Raw genomic sequence first — 16,659 nt, forward strand, 5'->3', positions numbered from 1 at the left:
CCGGGCGCGGGCACACACGGCGGGGGCCGGGGCACCGCCCAGCGAGGGCGCGGGCCCCACACGGCGCGTGGGCACCGCCCGGCGAGGGCGCGGGCACACACGGGCGGGGGCCGGGGCACCGCCCAGCGAGGGCGCGGCGCGCAAGCGGAGGTTCGGTGTGAAACTGCTCTAGACCGGGCGATCCACTACCGTCGAGGCACCCGCCCGCACCGGAGGAGTCGACGTCATGCCCGCCATCCCCGCCACCTCCGTCGCCAACCTCCGCGATCTCGGCGGCCTGCCGCTCGGTGACGGGCGGTCCGTCCGGCACGGGCTCGTTCTCCGTTCCGCGCAGCTCGACCGGCTCGACCCCGCCGAGGCCGTCGTGGCCGGTCTGGGCATCCGTACCGTCGTCGACTTCCGTACCGAGACCGAGCGCGGCGACCGGCCGGACCGGCTCCCCGCCGGCGCCCGGCTGCTCGTCGCGGACGTCCTCGCCGACTACCTGGCCGGCAGCGGACTGCCGCCCGCCGCCCGGCTGAAGACCCTGCTCGCCGACCCGGCGCTCGCCGAGGAGCACCTCGGCGGGGGCCGGGTCCGGGCGGCCTTCGCCCGGACGTACCGCACCTTCGTCTCCGGCGACTCCGCCCGCGCCTCCTACCGCGCCCTGCTCGGCGAGCTGGGCACCCCCGGCGCGGGGCCGCTGCTCTTCCACTGCTCGGCGGGCAAGGACCGTACCGGCTGGGCGGCGACGGTCGTCCTGTCGCTGCTCGGCGCGGACGAGGAGACGGTGCGGGCGGAGTACCTGTCGGTCAATCCGGCGGTACGGCTGGCGTTCGCGCCGATGATCGAGGGGTTCACGGCCCAGGGCGGCGACCCCGAGCTCGCGCTGGAACTGATCGGGGTGCTGCCGGAGTACCTGGACGCGGCGCTCGACGAAGTGTCGGTCCGGCACGGGTCGATGGAGAAGTACGTACGCGAGGGGCTCGGCGTCCCGGACGAGGTGACGGACCTGATCCGCGAGCGGCTGACGGTCACGGCGGCCTGAGCCCCCGGGGGCGCAGGGGCGGCGGCCGGGGTGACCATCGGAAGAATCGCTCGTTCTGCTGAACGTGAGCACCCAGGATCTCGTTCCCTCGCCCGTGGGCCCCGTCGACGTCGAGCAGGCCGAGGCGGCGCTCGTCGAGCGGTACCCGCGGCTCGTCCGCATCGCCTATCTCGTGCTGCCGCCGTCGCTCGGCCGCAACCGCCGGGTGCTGACCGCGCACGCCCTCGTCCAGCGGTCGCTGCCGCGCCGCCGGGTCCCGGGGCCTGCCGTGCCCGGGCCGCGGCGGGCGGAGGACGCGGTGGACCCCGGCTACGCGTACGTACGGGGCGAGGTGCTGCGGCAGGCGCTGATCGCGGGGCTGCCGCTGCGGCGGCTCGCGCTGCCGCGCCGGGCGCAGTTCCCGCCGCTGCTTCCGCACGTGTGGGGGCTGCGGCTCTTCCCCCGGGTGGGCGGCGCCGACGAACTGGCCCTGGACCAGCAGCTGTCCCGGCTCTCCGGCGCGGGCCGCGCGGCGTACGTCCTGCGCGGCCTGGAACGCCAGGGCGACCCGGAGGTCCTGCGAGTCCTGGCGGCGGCGGGCGTCGAGGACCCGGCGGCGGCGCTCGCGGAGGCGGACGCGCTGGAGGACGGGGCGCTTGCGGGCCCCGCGATCCCCGACGGCCCCCGGCGGGACGGCCCGGCCAGGGTCGGCGAGCAGGGCGGCCCGGGGCGGACCGGCGGCCGGGGTGGGGCGGGTCCCTTCGGCGGGGCTGCCGCGGGCCCGGGCGACGCCGGTCACCTCGGCGGGACCAGGCGCATGAACGGTTCCCCGAACGACTCCGGTACCGCCCCGGGGGCCGGCGCCCCGGAGGAACGCTCGGACAGGGTCGGCGAACAGGCCGGCCCGGGCAGAACCGGCGGCGGCACCGGAGCCGTGGGACGGGTGGAGCTCCCGGACAGCGGCCCCGGCGACGCCGCGTGGCCGCCCGCGCCCGGCAGCGCCCACGGGCGCGGGGCCGGTCGTGCCGGTGGGCCCGGGGAACCCGGCCTGCCCGAAGGGCCCGCGAGTGCCGCAGGCCCCGGACGGGCCGGAGGACCCGGGGACGCCGCAGGCGCCACCCGGGGCCCCGGCCCCGAAGCCGGAGCCGAAGCCGGAGCCGGAGCCGCCGGCACCGGAAGGGACGGCGGGTCCGGGGCCACCGCACCCGGAGCGCCGACGGCCGCCGGAGGCCACGGCCGTGCCGCAGGCACCGGGCACCCCGGGGCCACCGCGCCCGGAGGCCCCTCGACTCCCGGCGGCACCCGAGGCCACGGCCGTGCCGCAGGCACCGGGCGCCCCGGAGTCGCCCCGCCCGGCGGGCCCTCGACTCCGGCCGACGCCGGAGGCCACAACCCCGCCCGCACCGGGCGCCCCGAAGTCACCCCGCCCGGAGGGCCCTCCGCTCCGGTCGGTGCCGGAGGCCACAACCCCGCCCGCACCGGGCGCCCCGGAGTCGCCCCGCCCGGCGGGCCCTCGGCTCCGGTCGGCGCCCGAGGCCACGGCTCCGGGGCCACCCCGCCCGGCGGGCCCGCTCTCCCCCGGCGTCTCAGCGGGGTCGCTCTCCTCGAGTCCGACGAGTTCGATCCCTGTGCCCTGCAGGCGCGGCCCACCGATCTCATGCGTCGGCGTCAGCACGCCCGGGCCGCGTTCGTCGCTCTCGTCGCGGTCGTCGTCTGCGGGACCCTGCTCGGGCTGCCCGGGGACGGCTGGGGCAGAAACGGTGCTGCTGCGCCCTCGTACGCCCGTAATCCCGCCGCCGAGGCCGCCCTCGACCCCGCTGCGGTGAAGAAGGCGGATCCGGCGGCGTGGCCGGCGGCCACCCGGCAGGACTTCTCCGTGTGGCCGGCGCGCGGGGGGCTGACCGGCGACACCGCGCTGCTGCGGCGGGCGCTCGCCGTGTGGGCCCGGCCCGGCGGGTCCGTACGGTCGTCGGCCACACCCGGTACTCCCGTCGGGCCGCCCATGGGGCCGCCGCAGCTGCTCTTCGCCGGGCAGGTCGACGCCATGCGCGTCGTGCTCTTCCACGACGGACTGCGGGCCGTCCGGTACGCCGAGCCCGTCGAGGGCACGGCGGGCGCCGCCCTCGACTTCGCGCGCACGGACGCGGCCGACACCGTCGGCGCGGCCGCGCTCGTCGTCTCCCGCGCCTCGGGCAACGTCCGTTATCTGATGGCCCCTTGGGTGCGCGAGACCGCCGTACGGGATCTCCTCGCTCCCGCCAAGAGCCCTCGGCCGCTCGGGCGGGATGCCTTCGGGGTGACCGATCCCCTGCCCGGTCCCGCGCCCTCCGGCGCGTGCACCCGCTGGAACACCCTCCAGGTACGCGACCGTGACGGGCTGCGCCTCCTCACCGACCTCGGTGAACTGGCGCCCGCCCGGCTGCTGTGGGGCCCGCCCTCCGCGGCCTCGGACGCGACGGGCACGGAGGCCCGGAAGGCCTGGGCCCGGACCGCGTGCCAGCTGACGGCCGTACGGGCGCACGGCGTGCGGTCGGTGAACGCCTGGCGGTTTGCCCGGCAGCCGCTGCCCGAGGGCGCCGGGCAGGCGACCTGGGTGTGCACGCGCGCGGAGACCTGGCGGGGCACCGGCAGCCGGGTCCTCGCCCAGTTCCTCGTCCCCTCGCCCGAGGTCCCCGCCGCGCTCGCGGCCCGCTCCGAGGGCTCGCCGGCCTGCGGGGTGCGGGATCCGCGGGTGCTCGCGGGCGTGCTGTGGAAGGCGCCGGGCGGAGCCTGGTTCGTCGTGGCGGCGGGCAGCCCGGACTTCACGTCCCTGGAGACCTCCGGCGGGGTGAAGGGGCGTTCGGACGGTCCGCTGCTCGCGGTACGGGCCGGGGCGGGGGCGCGGGCGGACCTGGACGGGACCCTGCCGGACGGGACACGAAGGGCCGCCCTCCGCTGACCGGGGCGGGTGGCCGAGCGGATGGCCGAGCGGATGGCCGGGACGGTCGGCCGGGGCGGCCGGCCGGGACCTCAAAAAGAGCCCGCACAAGCCTGTTGCCACCGCCCTACCCCTCAGTACATTGACGTCATGTCTAATACGCAGCCTGCACCGGTGGCGTCGGAGCACGTCGAGCTCAAGGCCCGCAAGGTCTCCTTCGACTGGGAAGAGACACCGCTCCACTGGGTACCGGGCGACCCCTTCACCACGCACACCATCAACGTGCTGCACCTGCTGCTCCCGGCCGGCGAACGCTGGTTCGTCCACGTCTACAAGCAGGCGCTGCCGTACATCACCGACGACCGGCTGCGCGAGGACGTCATCGGCTTCATCGGCCAGGAGGCCATCCACTCCCAGGCCCACGACGACGTCCTCCCCCACCTGCGGAAGCTGGGCCTCGACCCCACCCCGTACACCGCGCAGGTCGACTGGTTCTTCGAGAAGCTCCTCGGCGACCGGACCCTGCCGCCCGGCCGGCCCCGCCGCTGGTGGCTCATGGAGCGGGTCGCGCTGATCGCCGCCATCGAGCACTACACCGCCTTCCTCGGCGACTGGGTCCTCAACGCCGACGAACTCGACCGGGTCGGCGCCGACCCCACCATGCTGGACCTGCTGCGCTGGCACGGCGCGGAGGAGGTCGAGCACCGCGCGGTCGCCTTCGAGCTCTTCATGCACCTCGACGGCGGCTACCGGCGCCGCGCCCGCACCTGGGCGCTCGCCTTCTCCGCGCTCGTCTTCCTCTGGCAGCGCGGCATCCGCTTCTTCATGGAGAACGACCCGAGCCTGCTCGACCCGAAGGCCTCCTTCTCCGACTTCGTCCGCAGGGGACGGCAGGGCCTGCTGCCCTCCACCCCCGCCATGCTCCGCTCCATACCCCGCTACCTCAGCCGCGCCTACCACCCCTCCCAGGAGGGGAACACCGCGCAGGCCATGGCCTACCTGGCCTCCTCCCCCGGCGCCAACGGAGGCCACTGATGCCCCGGTTCACCACCGTCGCCCTCGTCGCCGGGGCCGCGCTCCTCGTCCGCCGCGCCGTCCGCAGCCGCATGTCCACGGCGCCGCTCTGGCCGATGCCCGCCCTCGACACCCCCGTCTCCGGGTACGGCCGGGGCAGCACCGTCCCCCGCAAGGTCCTCGTCACCGGCCGCGCCACGCCCGCCGAGGGCGTCGTCGAGCTGCGCCTGGAGGGTGCCGGGCTGCCCGCCTGGCAGCCGGGCGCCCACATCGACCTCGTCCTGCCCTCCGGACTCGTCCGGCAGTACTCGCTCTGCGGGGATCCGGCCGCCCCCGACACGTACACCGTCGCCACCCGCCTCATCGAGGACGGGCGCGGGGGCTCGCGCGAAGTGCACGAGCAGCTCCACGAAGGCGTGGAGATCGAGATCCGGGGGCCCCGCAACCGCTTCCCGCTCGTCGGCTCCCCCGCGTACGTCTTCGTCGCCGGCGGCATCGGCATCACCCCCGTCCTGCCCATGGTGCGCGCCGCCGAGGCGGCCGGGGCGGACTGGCGGCTCGTGTACTGCGGGCGCAGCCGGGCCACCATGCCCTATCTGGACGAGATCGAGCGGCTGGGCGGCGGCGACCGCGTCACCGTCGTCGCCGAGGACGAATCCGGCTTCCCCGAGCTGGAGTTCCTCGCGCATGTGCCCGCCGAGACGCTCGTGTACTGCTGCGGGCCCGACGGTCTGATGGACGCCGTGGGCGCGGCCATGCCCGAGGGCCGGGCGCCGCGCCTGGAGCGCTTCACCGCCGCCGCGGCCACCGGCACCGCCTTCGAGGTCGAACTCCGACGTTCCGGGCGGACGTTGACGGTGGCGGCCGACCAGTCGCTCCTGTCGGCGGTCCGCGAGGAGCTGCCGGGCCTCATGTACTCCTGCCAGCAGGGGTTCTGCGGAACCTGCCAACAGCGGGTCCTGGAGGGCGAGATCGACCACCGGGACGAACTGCTCACCGACGACGAGCGGGACGGCTCGATGCTGATCTGCGTCTCGCGGTGCGCGGGGAAGCGGCTCGTCCTCGACCTCTAGCCGCTACGGCAGGACCAGCCAGTCCAGGGCCAGCGCGGTGAGGAGGCCTCCGGCCAGGAGCCAGGTGCCGAGGCGCGTGCGGCCGTTGCGGGAGAGTTCGATCACGATCCCGCAGAGGATCATGGCGAGTCCGTACACGCCGACGACAAGGACGGACGTACGGCTCGCGAGCCGGACGGCCAGGACGACGGCCAGGGCGACCAGGAGCACGGACGCGGCGGCGACGCGGAGCCGCCGCGCCTGCTTCGGGGTGAGCCCGCCGGCGCTCGTTGCGGACTCCGGAGACTCCGAGGACGCCGAGGGCTCTGAGGGCTCTGAAGGCTCTGAGGACGCCGACGGCTCCGAGGGCTCCTCGGACTCCGGGGACTCCTCTTCGCCTTCGGGGGCAAGGGAGTCGGGGGTTTCCTCGGCCTCTTCGGCCGCCCGGGTCTCTTCGGCCTCCGGGGCCTCGGCCGTCGGGGTGTCCTGGTCGGAAGCGCTCATGGGGCAGGAGCGTAACGGACGCGGTTAGGCTGTTCGTATGACGACCGGGGTGCGCCGCAGGATGGGCGTCGAGGAGCGCAAGCAGCAGCTGATCGGGGTGGCCCTCGAACTCTTCGGCCACCGCTCTCCCGACGAGGTCTCCATCGACGAGATCGCCGCGGCCGCGGGCATCTCGCGGCCGCTGGTCTACCACTACTTCCCCGGCAAGCAGAGCCTCTACGAGGCGGCGCTGCGGCGCGCGGCGGACGAGCTGGCCGCCCGGTTCGTCGAGCCGCCGCGGGGGCCGCTCGGGGCGCGGCTGCTGCGGGTCATGGGCCGGTTCTTCGACTTCGTGGACGAGCACGGGCCCGGCTTCGCCGCGCTGATGCGCGGCGGACCCGCGGTGGGCTCGTCCACGACGAACGCGATGATCGACGAGGTCCGGCAGGCCGCCTACGAGCAGATCCTGGCCCACCTGGACGTCGAGAAGCCGTCCGCCCGGCTCGAACTCGTCGTCCGTTCCTGGGTGTCGCTCGCCGAGTCGACGGCGCTGCTCTGGCTGGACGGCCGCCGGGTGCCGCGCGCGGAGCTGGAGCTCCAGCTCGTGCACGACTTCGCGGCGCTGGCCGCGGTGAGCGCCGCGTACGACACGGACATGGCGGAGATCCTCGTCCGGATCCTCTCGGACGAGCCGGCCGACGGGCCCTTCGGGGAGCTCGTCGCCAGGCTCTCGGCGCTCGCGCCCGGCGTGCCCGGTCAGCGCTTGCGGTAGGACCCGTCGAGGTCGTGGACCTCGACGGAGAGGTGGACGCCCTCCTTCTCCTTGAGGTGGGCGGGCAGCAGGTCGAGGACGGCCTCCGCGAGCCTCGCCTTGGCCTCCGCCGTACGGCCGGCCAGCAGGGCGATGTCGACGTGCACGATGTGGTCGTCGGCCGCTCCGTCGCCGACGACCAGCTCCTCCACCTCCCGGAACCGGGTCTTGCACGCGTCGAGCGTGGCGTCGACCGTCTCCACGACGATCGGGTGCAGGGCCAGGGCGAAGCCGCGCCGGTCGAGGGGCGCGGAGTAGTCGACGGTGATCTGCGGCATGGGGTCACTCCAGGTGAAGCGGATGTCTGGCCACACCTTTACGGTGATCGTCATGACGACACAAGTGACCTTCCGGCAGGCGGACGAACGCGATCTGGACCTTCTGGTGGGGTTGTTCGACGGGGTGGCGCACTGGATGGTGCGCAGCGGGATCGACCAGTGGAAGCCGGGGGCCCGCGGCCGCGAGCACTTCCGCACGCGGATCGCCGAGGGCGAGGTCTGGATCGCCGAGCGGGCGGGGCGGGCGGTGGGGGCGTACGAGCTGTGGTGGGAGGACCGGGATGTCTGGGGGCCGCAGCCGCCGGTGGCCGGGTACGTACACCGGCTGATGACCGACCGGGAGACGGCGCCCGCCGGTGCGGGACGGGTGCTGCTCGCGCACGCGGAGGAACGGATCGCGGCGTCGGGGCGGGGGCTTGCGCGGCTCGACTGCGAGGTGGGGAACGCGGTGCTGGGGGCGTACTACGAGGGGGCGGGGTACGTGGGTGTGGGGGCGGATCTGGAGAAGGTGGGGGCGGAGGGGCGGCGGTACGCGGTGCGGCTGATGGAGAAGCCGCTGCCCTGAGGGCCCCGCGCGGCCCCGCGCCCGTATGGGCCCGCGCCCACGCCCGTGTGGGCAATCGTCCCGCAGGGCGGGACGGGTGGGCACACGGGACGGCGCCCTCTCGCGGCGCCTCCGCCTTACGCGCCTGGACCCGCACCACCAGTGCACTGCGCACGGGGTGCGGGTCCAGGCTCGGGAGCCTCTGGCGCCGGCAAAGGCGCCGTCCGTTGTGCCCACCCGTTCCGCCCCTTGCGGAACGCCTGCCCACAACGGGCGGAAGCTCGCCCACAACGCGGGGCCGCTGGCCTCAGCTGGCCTTGAAGATCGCCACCGTCCTCGCCGGGATCGTGAACGTGCCCGACGTCCGGTCGTACGTGGACGACTTCACCACCTGGTCCGTGCCGCCCGCCTGGACCGGGTGGAGGGCGTAGCCCTTGCCCGCCAGGTCCGTGACCTTCTGGGACGTGCTCGTCGGCGTCGCGTTGAGGACGACCACCAGGTCGCCGAGGCGCATCGTGATCACGCCCGGGGTCTCGTCGCGGCCGGAGAGCGGGAAGGACAGGGCCTCCTGGACCCGGTCCGTCGTGGCCAGGGAGAACGCCGGCTCGGTGGTGCGGATCTTCTGCAGGTCCCGGTAGGCGGCGGACGCGCCGTCGATCTGGGCGCAGCCGACCGTCAGGGCCGGGTTGACCAGGAGCGGCTTGCCGTACGACCACTTGGCCTTGTTGTCGGCCGCCGGCGGCAGCCCGCGGCCGAAGCCGTTGCCCTCGCGGCAGTCCCAGTGGATCGCGTTGAACCAGTCGCCGCTGTCGAAGGAGTTGCGGTCCAGGGACTTCGAACGGAGCAGGTCGCTGCCCGCCTGGGAGAGCGCCGGGCCCTGCGAGAGGGTGGCCGTCGCCATGGCGAGGACCTGCATGCGGGCGCGGTCGGCGGCCGACGTCGACCACGGGAGCTTGAAGGCGAGCGCGTCGTACAGGGACTCGTTGTCGTGGGCGTCGGCGTAGGCGAGGGCGTCTCCGGGCGCGGCGGCGTATCCGGCCGGGGCGCCGTTGTAGTCCACCTGGGAGCCCTTGACCGTACGGCCCGAGGTGTCCGTGAAGGTGTAGTCGGCGAGGTTGCCGGTCAGGCCGACCTTGATGAGGTCCTGGTAGTGCAGGAGGCGGGCCTTCTGCTGCTCCGGGGTGCCGTTCGCCGTCGACGTGTTCGGGTCCGTGTAGAGGCCGCTCGCGAAGCCCTGGACGCCGGGGTCCTCGTCGAAGGGGCCGCCGCCGCGGACGGCGTCGCGGGCCCGGTCGGAGAAGGTCGCGATGCCGGTGCCGGCCATGTTCTTCTGGGTGGCCTGGACGAAGCGGGCGTCGTCGGCGATCTCGCCGAAGTTCCAGCCCTCGCCGTAGAGGACGATCGACTTTCCGTCGACGCCGTCCTTCGCCACCGTCAGCTCGTCCAGGGCCTTCCGTACCGCCAGGATGTTGGCCTTCGGGTGGTGGCCCATGAGGTCGAAGCGGAAGCCGTCGACCTTGTAGTCCTTGGCCCAGGTGACGACCGAGTCGACGACGAGCTTGCCCATCATGGCGTTCTCGGGCGCGGTGTTGGCGCAGCAGGTGGAGGTGGCGACGGAGCCGTCGGCCTGGAGGCGCTGGTAGTAGCCGGGCACGATCTTGTCGAGGACGGACTTGTCGGACTGTCCGGCGGCGACGGTGTGGTTGTAGACGACGTCCATGACGGTGCGCAGTCCGTCGCCGTTGAGGGCCTGGACCATCTGCCGGAACTCGACCGTGCGGCGGGTGCCTTCGGGGTCGGTGGCGTAGGAGCCCTCGGGGACGGTGTAGTGCAGGGGGTCGTAGCCCCAGTTGTAGGCGTCCTTGGCGGCCGCCGCGGCGACGCAGGCCTGCTGCTCCTCGGAGTCGGGGGCGTAGACCTTGAGGTCGCAGGCGGGGGTGGTCTGCGCGGACTTCTTCTCGGGGATGGTGCCGATGTCGAAGGCCGGGAGGAGGTGGACGTAGGAGGTGCCGGAGGCGGCGAGGTCGCGGAGGTGCTGGGAGCCCTTGCTGTTCTTGTCGGTGAAGGCGAGGTAGGTGCCGCGGTGGTCCGCCTGGGCGGAGCCGTCCGCGATCGAGAAGTCCCGGATGTGGAGCTCCTGGATCTGGGCGTCCCGCAGCGGCACGGCGGCGGGCTTCTTCAGCTCCTTCCAGCCCTTGGGCGCCAGCGCCGGGTCGGTGAGGTCGACGGCGAGGCTGCGGGCGGAGTCGGTGGTGAGGGCGGTGGAGTAGGGGTCGGTGACCCGGTTCTCGACGACCTTCTGGACGCTGGGGGCCCAGACCTTCACGACGTACCGGTACGGCTTGCCCGTCCAGGTGCGGGGGCCGGTGACCGACCAGACGCCGGAGGCGGCGTCGCGCCGCATGGGCAGGGTCTTCCCGTCGAGTTCGAGGGCGACGGACTGGGCGGTGGGGGCCCAGAGGGAGAGGGTGGGGCGGCCGTTCCGGAAGACCGGGCCGAGGTCGGCCCGGGTGGCCTTCGCCGCGTACAGGTCGTCGAGGATTCCGGCGGTCTGGACGCCGGTGGCGGCGAGCAGGGCGCCGTTGGCGGCGCGCTGGGTGGCGATCAGCTGGCCGCGCAGGGAGTCCCGTACCCGGTCGGCGTCGCGCGGGTCGACGGTGAAGGCCGGGTAGGAGGCGAGGTGCGGGAACTTGGCCTTCTGGGTGTCGCTCAGCGCGGACGGGGTGAGGCGGAGCCACTGGCCCTCGTCGTTCAGGGCGCCGTCGGTGACGGTGATCCCGCCGTCCTTGGCGTACACCAGCTGCTGGCTGGTGGCGTCGGTGGTCTTCACCTTCCAGACGACGGTGTTCCGGTCGATCCACTGGGCCTCGGCCTTGCCGAGGTCGAGGTTCGGGGCGCCGCCGGTGGTCGGGAGGAGGTACTTGGGCTGGCCGGAGAGGAGCCAGACCTCGTGGCCGTAGGTGCCGAGGTCGAGGGACTGGTCGGTGGGCAGGTCCTTCTCGTCGCCCTTGTGGAGGATGTACGAGAGGGAGCTCGCGCCCTCGGTGAGCGGGACCTCGTAGACCGCGCCGTACGCGTCGACACGCGTCGGCATCAGCGGCCGGGACCAGTCGGTGGGCTGGGCGGCGCCGGTCCAGGTGTGGAGGCCCCAGCCGTCGTAGTTCCCGTCGGCGCGCTTGTAGTGGATGACGGCCTTGGTCTTGTCCGGGGTGGCGGGGGCCGGGTTGGTGTCGGACTGGCCGTCGGCGCCCTGCGTGATCCAGACCTCGCCGGTGCGGCCGAGGTTGATGCTGCGCTGCGGGCCGTCGGCGGTGCCGTCCTTCTCGACGGTGTACGTGACGGTGGAGGCGCCCTCGGGGACCTTGACCCAGGCGAAGGCGCCGTGGGCGTCGCGTCCGGTGAAGGCGGCTTCCTGGCCGGCGGCCTTCAGGGTCCAGCCGTCGTAGTTCCCGTCCTCGCGCCGGTAGTGCACGACGGCGTACGCCCGCTCGACGGCGACCGGCTTCTCGGGGGCCGGGGGTGCGCCGGCCGTGGTGGTGGCGAGGGCGCTCGCGGTGCGGCCCGCGGCGTCGACGACGACGGCCTTGTAGCGCAGGGCGGTGCCGGCGGGGGCGGTGAGGTGCTGGGTGACCTTGTAGGGGGCGTGGTCGGCGGTGCCGAGGGTCTGCCAGCGGCCGTCGCCGACCTGGGCGGCGAAGACGACGCGGTTGAGGCCGCCGCCGGTGACGTCGGCGGAGAGCTCGACGGTGCCGGTGGAGCCGGCGGCCGGGGCCTTGAGGGAGACGGTGGGTCCGACCGCCGGGGCCGGGAGCGGCGCGTCGGCCTTGAGGACCAGGGAGGAGAGGGCCGGGACGGTGACGGTCACCTTGCCCCGGGAGGCCGCGACGGCGCCCTGACCCCCGTACAGGGCGTGGAAGGCGGTGGCGTCGACGGGGACGGTGACGGTCTTCGGCGTGGTGGCGCCGTTGACGGCGACGAGGTACTCGGTGCGGCTCTTCGCGTCGGTGCGGGTGAAGGCGTAGACGGAACCCTCGGCGTGGCGTTCCTGCTGGACGCCGTCGCGGAGGGCCGGGTTCTCCCGGGTGAGCTTCGAGAGCGCGGCGATCGACCGGTAGAGCGGGTGCGTGGTGTCGTACGCGTCGGAGGCGTGGGTCCGGTCGGTGCCGAGCTGGTCGTCGTCGAGGTAGTCGGCGGCCTTCGAGGCGAAGAGGGTCTGGCGGGCGTCCTTGTCGCCGCCGGGGCCGGTGAAGCCCTGCTCGTCGCCGTAGTAGACCACCGGGTTGCCCCGGGACAGGAACATCAGCTCGTTGGCGAGCCGGTCGCGGCGGACGAGTTCCTCGTCGGAGGCGTTCGGGTGGTCCTGCTTGAGGAAGGTGCCGATGCGGCCCATGTCGTGGTTGCCGAGGAAGGTCACCTGCTCGTAGGCGTTGGCCTTGTCGGTGGTGTACCGGTAGTCGTCGGCGAAGACCTTGGCGAGGCGGTCGGCTCCTGCGCCCTGGGAGGCGAAGGCGCGGGCCGCGTCCTGGAAGGGGAAGTCGAGGGTGGCGTCGAGCCGGCCCCGGGTGACGTACGGGGAGGTGACGGCGGTGTCGGCGGAGTAGACCTCGCCGAACATGAAGAAGTCCTCGCGGCCCTGCGTCTTCGCGTACGCGTCGAGGGCGGTGGCCCACTGGGTCCAGAAGTCCAGGTCGACGTGCTTGACGGTGTCGATGCGGAAGCCGTCGATGTCGAAGTCGCGGACCCACGTCTCGTAGATCTTCTTCATGCCCTCGACGACCTCGGGGCGCTCGGTCCACAGGTCGTCGAGGCCGACGAAGTCGCCGTACTCGGCGGACTCCCCGGCCCAGGTGGAGTCGCCCCGGTTGTGGTACATCGTCGGGTCGTTGAGCCAGGACGGGACCTTCCCGCCGGTCGTCGTCGGCGTGTACGGGAACGCGTCGGCGTCCACCTTCGCCGGGATGCCCGCCCGGTCGTCGAAGGGGCGGCCGGAGGAGTCGAGGTACGGGTAGGCGCCCTTGGGGCGGTAGCCGTACTTCTTCTCCGCGTAGTCGACGGTGTCGGCGGTGTGGTTGGTGATGACGTCGAAGAAGACCTTCATGCCCTTGGCGTGGGCGGCGGCGATCAGCTTCTCCAGGTCCTCGTTGGTCCCGAAGTGCGGGTCGACCTGGGTGAAGTCGGTGATCCAGTAGCCGTGGTAGCCGGCGGAGGCGTCCTTGCCGGTGCCCTGCACGGGCCGGTTCTTGAAGATCGGCGCCATCCAGATGGCGGTGGTGCCAAGGCCCTTGATGTAGTCGAGCCGCTCGGTGAGGCCCTTGAGGTCGCCGCCCTGGTAGAAGCCCTTGTCGCTCGGGTCGAAGCCGGTCTGGGTGCGGCTGCCGGTGAGGCCGCCGCGGTCGTTCCCGGTGTCGCCGTTGGCGAAGCGGTCGGGCAGGACGAAGTAGAACTGCTCGCGGGTGAGGTCCTGGCGGGCGGGCTGGGCGGCGAGGGCCTTGTCGGAGGGCGGGGCCGGCGGCCGGGGTGCCGCCGTCGCGGGGACGGCGGGCACGAGGGCGGCGCACAGGGCGGCGGCCAGCGCGACCGCCGTTCGCTTGGGTATCACGGGGGTGCTCCCTGGAAAGTCCCTGGAGAGGGGGACGGGGGACGTCAGTTGCGGAAGGTGTCGTTCAGGACGATCTGGCCCGAGGCGGGGACGGTCGCGGTGCGGTTGGCGCCGGACTCCCAGGTGACGTTCCCGGCGGCGTCCTTGCGGAGGTACTTGTACTCGAAGGCCGTGCCGGCGGGCAGGTTCACCGTCAGCTTCCAGACGGGGTACGAGGCCGGGTCGAGCTTGAGGGCGGAGGCGGGGGCCCAGTTGCCGAGCTCGGCGCGGTTGCCGGTGACGTAGATGTTCTGGCCGGTGACCGTGGTGGCGTCGACGTTGAAGGAGGCTCCGGCGGTGACCGGCTGGCTGCCGCAGCTCATGGCCCCGGTGTGCAGGGCGAGGGCGGTGTTCGCGGCGAGGGTGGCCGTGAACTGGCCGGAGGAGTTCACCGTGACGGCGGTGTTGGACTGCACGTCGCAGTAGCTTCCGGCGGGCAGGGAGGTCTGGAAGGTGCGGGTCAGGGCCGAGGACTCGTGGTTGATCGCCACGTACGCCTTGGAGCCGCGGCCGAACGCGATCGCGTTGCCGCCGTTGTCCCACCAGTTGGTGACGGCCTGCCCGCGGGCGGTGTTGCGGAAGGCCACCATGGAGGAGATCTCGCGCCAGGCGTGCTGGCACTTCCAGCCGTCGCTGTAGCAGGCGTTCACCTGGCCGTTGAGGGGCGGGCCCGCGTCCTTGTCGGTCCACTCGTAGCCGGAGTGGACGTCCGGGGAGCCGTAGGGCCAGGCGAGCATGAAGACGGAGGCGAGGGTGTAGTTCGCGCCGTCCTTGTAGTTCAGGGTGTCGCCGCCGCGCTCGGTGTCGTGGTTGTCGACGAAGACGCCGGACTGGCCGGAGGGCATGTAGCCCCAGGCCTCGCCGAAGTTCTTGAGGTAGGCGAGCTTCTCGTTCTGCAGGACCCGCTTGAGGTCGCGGGCGTAGCGGAACTCCTGGACGTCGCCGTTGCCGAGGTACTCGCTCGGGGAGACCGCCTCGCCGGCGCCGTGGATGGCCTCCTGCTTCCAGAAGACGTTGGGGTTCGTCAGGCGCGACTTGATGTTGGCGAGGTCGGCGGCCGGCATGTGCTTGGCGGCGTCGACGCGGAAGCCGTCGACGCCCAGGGAGGCCAGGTCGTTGAGGTAGCCGGCTATCTTCCCGCGGACGTAGTCCTCGCCCGTGTCGAGGTCGGGGAGCTGGACGAGCTCGCAGTTCTGGACGTTGGCGCGGTCCTGGTAGTTGGAGATCGCGGACCGGCAGTCGTCCATGTCGGCGCCCGAGTAGAGGCCGGGGTAGTCGTACTTGGAGAACGGGGTCCCGCCCGTTCCCGTGCCCGACCCGTTCGCCATGTGGTTGATGACGGAGTCGGCGACGACCTTGACGCCCGCCGCGTGGCAGGTGTCGATCATGTTCTTGAAGGCGGTGCGGTCGCCGAGGCGTCCGGCGATCTTGTAGCTGACCGGCTGGTACGAGGTCCACCACTGGCTGCCCTGGAGGTGTTCCTGGGGCGGGGAGACCTGGACGTATCCGTATCCGGCGGGGCCGAGGCGGTCGGTGCACTCCCGGGCGATCGAGGCGAAGTTCCACTCGAACATCACCGCGGTGACGTCCTTCTCGCCGGGCGGGGCGGCCTGCGCCGGGGCGTTGCCCGTGACGGCCACAGCGGCTCCCGCCACGAGGGCGAGTGCAGCGGCCACGGTCTTTCTGGCCATGTTTCCTCCTGCTGACTTCACTGTCGCAAGAAGTTGCCGAAAAGTTCAGCAACTGTTTTCAGCCGTGACCGTACGAGTGCCCCGACGCCCGGTCAACCCTCCGGACCCCTCGACGCAAGTTGTTACGTAAGGACTTGCGGCAGCCGGCCCGGCGGCTGCGCGGTGGAGCCGCGCACCACCAGCTCGGGCTGGAAGACGAACTCCGTGCGCTGCACCGGGTTCCCCTCGATCTCCTCCAGGAGCGCGCCGACGGCCGCCGTCGCCATGGCCTGCACGGGCTGGCGGACGGTGGAGAGCGGCGGGCTGGTGAAGGCGATGAGCGGGGAGTCGTCGAAGCCGACGACGGAGACGTCGCCGGGCACGTCGAGGCCGCGGGCTCGGACGGCCCTGATGACGCCGAGCGCCATCAGGTCGGAGCCGCAGACGATGCCCGTGCAGCCCTCGCGGAGCAGGACCTCGGCGGCCGCGTGCCCGCCCTCGACGCCGAAGAGCGTGGGCCGGATGAACCGTTCGGCCTCGGTGCGGTCGACGCCGAGGAGCTCGTACAGCTCGGCGGTGAAGCCCTCGGCCTTGCGGCGCGAGGGCACGTACCGGGTGGGGCCGATGGCCAGGCCGATCCGCTCGTGGCCCAGCTCGACCAGGTGCCGGACGGCCATCCGGGCCGCGGCCCGGTCGTCCGGGGAGACGAAGTTGGCGTCGATGTGCTCGTTGTAGCCGTTGATGAGGACGTACGGGACGCCCCGGGCGGCCAGCCGGGCGTAGCGCGCGGGGTCGGCGGTGGCGTCGGCGTGCAGCCCGGAGAGGAAGACGATGCCGGCGACCCCGCGCTCCACGAGCTGTTCGACGAGTTCGTCCTCGGTGGCGCCGCCGGGCATCTGGGTGCAGAGCACCGGGGTGTAGCCGTGCCCGGCGAGGACCTGTTCGACGACCTGCGCGAAGGCCGGGAAGATCGGGTTGGTCAGCTCGGGCACGACGAGCCCGACGAGGCCCGCGCTGCGGCGTTTGAGCCGTACGGGACGCTCGTAGCCGAGCACGTCGAGGGCCGCGAGCACCTTGTGCCGGGTCGCGCCGGCCACCCCCGCCTTGCCGTTGAGGACGCGGCTGACGGTGGCCTCGCTGACCCCGGACTGGGCCGCGATGTCCGCGAGCCGCGCGGTCATGAAGGTGGACTGTACCGGTCACGGGGCGTATTGCCCACCGCTCCCTCACAGACTGTTGCGGCACG

General features: G+C 73.3%; 11 protein-coding genes. 6 read left to right on the plus strand and 5 right to left on the minus strand.

Translation table 11 applies throughout. The features are described 5' to 3' along the window. The first annotated feature begins 226 nt into the window (after positions 1-226). The 4 genes from ACWGN5_RS39220 (at position 227) to ACWGN5_RS39235 (ending at position 6,010) form a co-directional block, all read left to right on the plus strand. Positions 227-1,027 (plus strand): tyrosine-protein phosphatase, encoded by an 801-nt coding sequence (locus ACWGN5_RS39220; protein ID WP_453523198.1) that lies wholly within the window; start codon positions 227-229, stop codon positions 1,025-1,027. 64 nt (positions 1,028-1,091) lie between these two features. Continuing rightward, entirely contained in the window at positions 1,092-3,944 is a 2,853-nt protein-coding gene (locus ACWGN5_RS39225; RefSeq protein ID WP_453523199.1) for a hypothetical protein, read from the plus strand. Between the two features lie 129 nt (positions 3,945-4,073). Beyond that, the gene (locus ACWGN5_RS39230) at positions 4,074-4,958 is read left to right on the plus strand and encodes a metal-dependent hydrolase (protein WP_453523200.1); all 885 of its coding nucleotides are present in this window, start codon (positions 4,074-4,076) and stop codon (positions 4,956-4,958) included. Then, positions 4,958-6,010 carry a PDR/VanB family oxidoreductase gene (locus tag ACWGN5_RS39235; protein WP_453523201.1) on the plus strand — a complete coding sequence of 351 codons (1,053 nt, stop codon included), beginning with the start codon at positions 4,958-4,960 and terminating at the stop codon, positions 6,008-6,010. Before ACWGN5_RS39230 ends, ACWGN5_RS39235 begins: the two co-directional genes overlap by 1 nt. A gap of 3 nt (positions 6,011-6,013) precedes the next feature. On the opposite strand, the gene ACWGN5_RS39240 is transcribed toward ACWGN5_RS39235, so the two are convergent. Continuing rightward, entirely contained in the window at positions 6,014-6,493 is a 480-nt protein-coding gene (locus tag ACWGN5_RS39240) for a hypothetical protein (protein WP_453523202.1), read from the minus strand. A 37-nt stretch (positions 6,494-6,530) separates the two neighbouring features. Between ACWGN5_RS39240 and ACWGN5_RS39245 the strand changes: the two genes are divergently transcribed. After that, a complete protein-coding gene (locus ACWGN5_RS39245) occupies positions 6,531-7,244 on the plus strand; it encodes a TetR/AcrR family transcriptional regulator (RefSeq protein WP_453523203.1) in 714 nt (237 codons plus the stop codon). Here ACWGN5_RS39245 and ACWGN5_RS39250 read toward each other — a convergent pair. Beyond that, a complete protein-coding gene (locus ACWGN5_RS39250) occupies positions 7,229-7,561 on the minus strand; it encodes a 5-carboxymethyl-2-hydroxymuconate Delta-isomerase (protein ID WP_453523210.1) in 333 nt (110 codons plus the stop codon). The two genes, ACWGN5_RS39245 and ACWGN5_RS39250, sit on opposite strands and share 16 nt — an antisense overlap. A 52-nt stretch (positions 7,562-7,613) precedes the next feature. Between ACWGN5_RS39250 and ACWGN5_RS39255 the strand changes: the two genes are divergently transcribed. Beyond that, complete coding sequence (locus ACWGN5_RS39255) at positions 7,614-8,126, plus strand: GNAT family N-acetyltransferase (RefSeq protein ID WP_453523204.1); 513 nt, start codon at positions 7,614-7,616, stop codon at positions 8,124-8,126. A gap of 286 nt (positions 8,127-8,412) precedes the next feature. Here ACWGN5_RS39255 and pulA read toward each other — a convergent pair whose 3' ends face one another. The 3 genes from pulA to ACWGN5_RS39270 all read right to left on the minus strand — a co-directional run bounded on the left by pulA (position 8,413) and on the right by ACWGN5_RS39270 (position 16,594). After that, complete coding sequence (pulA, locus tag ACWGN5_RS39260; protein WP_453523205.1) at positions 8,413-13,704, minus strand: pullulanase-type alpha-1,6-glucosidase; 5,292 nt, start codon at positions 13,702-13,704, stop codon at positions 8,413-8,415. 44 nt (positions 13,705-13,748) lie between these two features. Beyond that, complete coding sequence (locus tag ACWGN5_RS39265) at positions 13,749-15,434, minus strand: carbohydrate-binding module family 20 domain-containing protein (RefSeq protein WP_453523206.1); 1,686 nt, start codon at positions 15,432-15,434, stop codon at positions 13,749-13,751. A gap of 122 nt (positions 15,435-15,556) precedes the next feature. Then, the gene (locus ACWGN5_RS39270) at positions 15,557-16,594 is read right to left on the minus strand and encodes a LacI family DNA-binding transcriptional regulator (RefSeq protein ID WP_453523207.1); all 1,038 of its coding nucleotides are present in this window, start codon (positions 16,592-16,594) and stop codon (positions 15,557-15,559) included. Positions 16,595-16,659 lie beyond the last annotated feature (65 nt).

The organism is Streptomyces sp. NPDC055815, from assembly GCF_053616475.1.

Coding starts and splice junctions, on each gene's coding strand:
- ACWGN5_RS39220 (WP_453523198.1), top strand. CDS start 227: ATGCCCGCCATCCCCGCCACCTCCGTCGCCAACCTCCGCGATCTCGGC.
- ACWGN5_RS39235 (WP_453523201.1), top strand. CDS start 4,958: ATGCCCCGGTTCACCACCGTCGCCCTCGTCGCCGGGGCCGCGCTCCTC.
- ACWGN5_RS39255 (WP_453523204.1), top strand. CDS start 7,614: ATGACGACACAAGTGACCTTCCGGCAGGCGGACGAACGCGATCTGGAC.
- ACWGN5_RS39230 (WP_453523200.1), top strand. CDS start 4,074: ATGTCTAATACGCAGCCTGCACCGGTGGCGTCGGAGCACGTCGAGCTC.
- ACWGN5_RS39270 (WP_453523207.1), bottom strand. CDS start 16,594: ATGACCGCGCGGCTCGCGGACATCGCGGCCCAGTCCGGGGTCAGCGAG.
- ACWGN5_RS39265 (WP_453523206.1), bottom strand. CDS start 15,434: ATGGCCAGAAAGACCGTGGCCGCTGCACTCGCCCTCGTGGCGGGAGCC.
- ACWGN5_RS39250 (WP_453523210.1), bottom strand. CDS start 7,561: ATGCCGCAGATCACCGTCGACTACTCCGCGCCCCTCGACCGGCGCGGC.
- ACWGN5_RS39240 (WP_453523202.1), bottom strand. CDS start 6,493: ATGAGCGCTTCCGACCAGGACACCCCGACGGCCGAGGCCCCGGAGGCC.
- ACWGN5_RS39245 (WP_453523203.1), top strand. CDS start 6,531: ATGACGACCGGGGTGCGCCGCAGGATGGGCGTCGAGGAGCGCAAGCAG.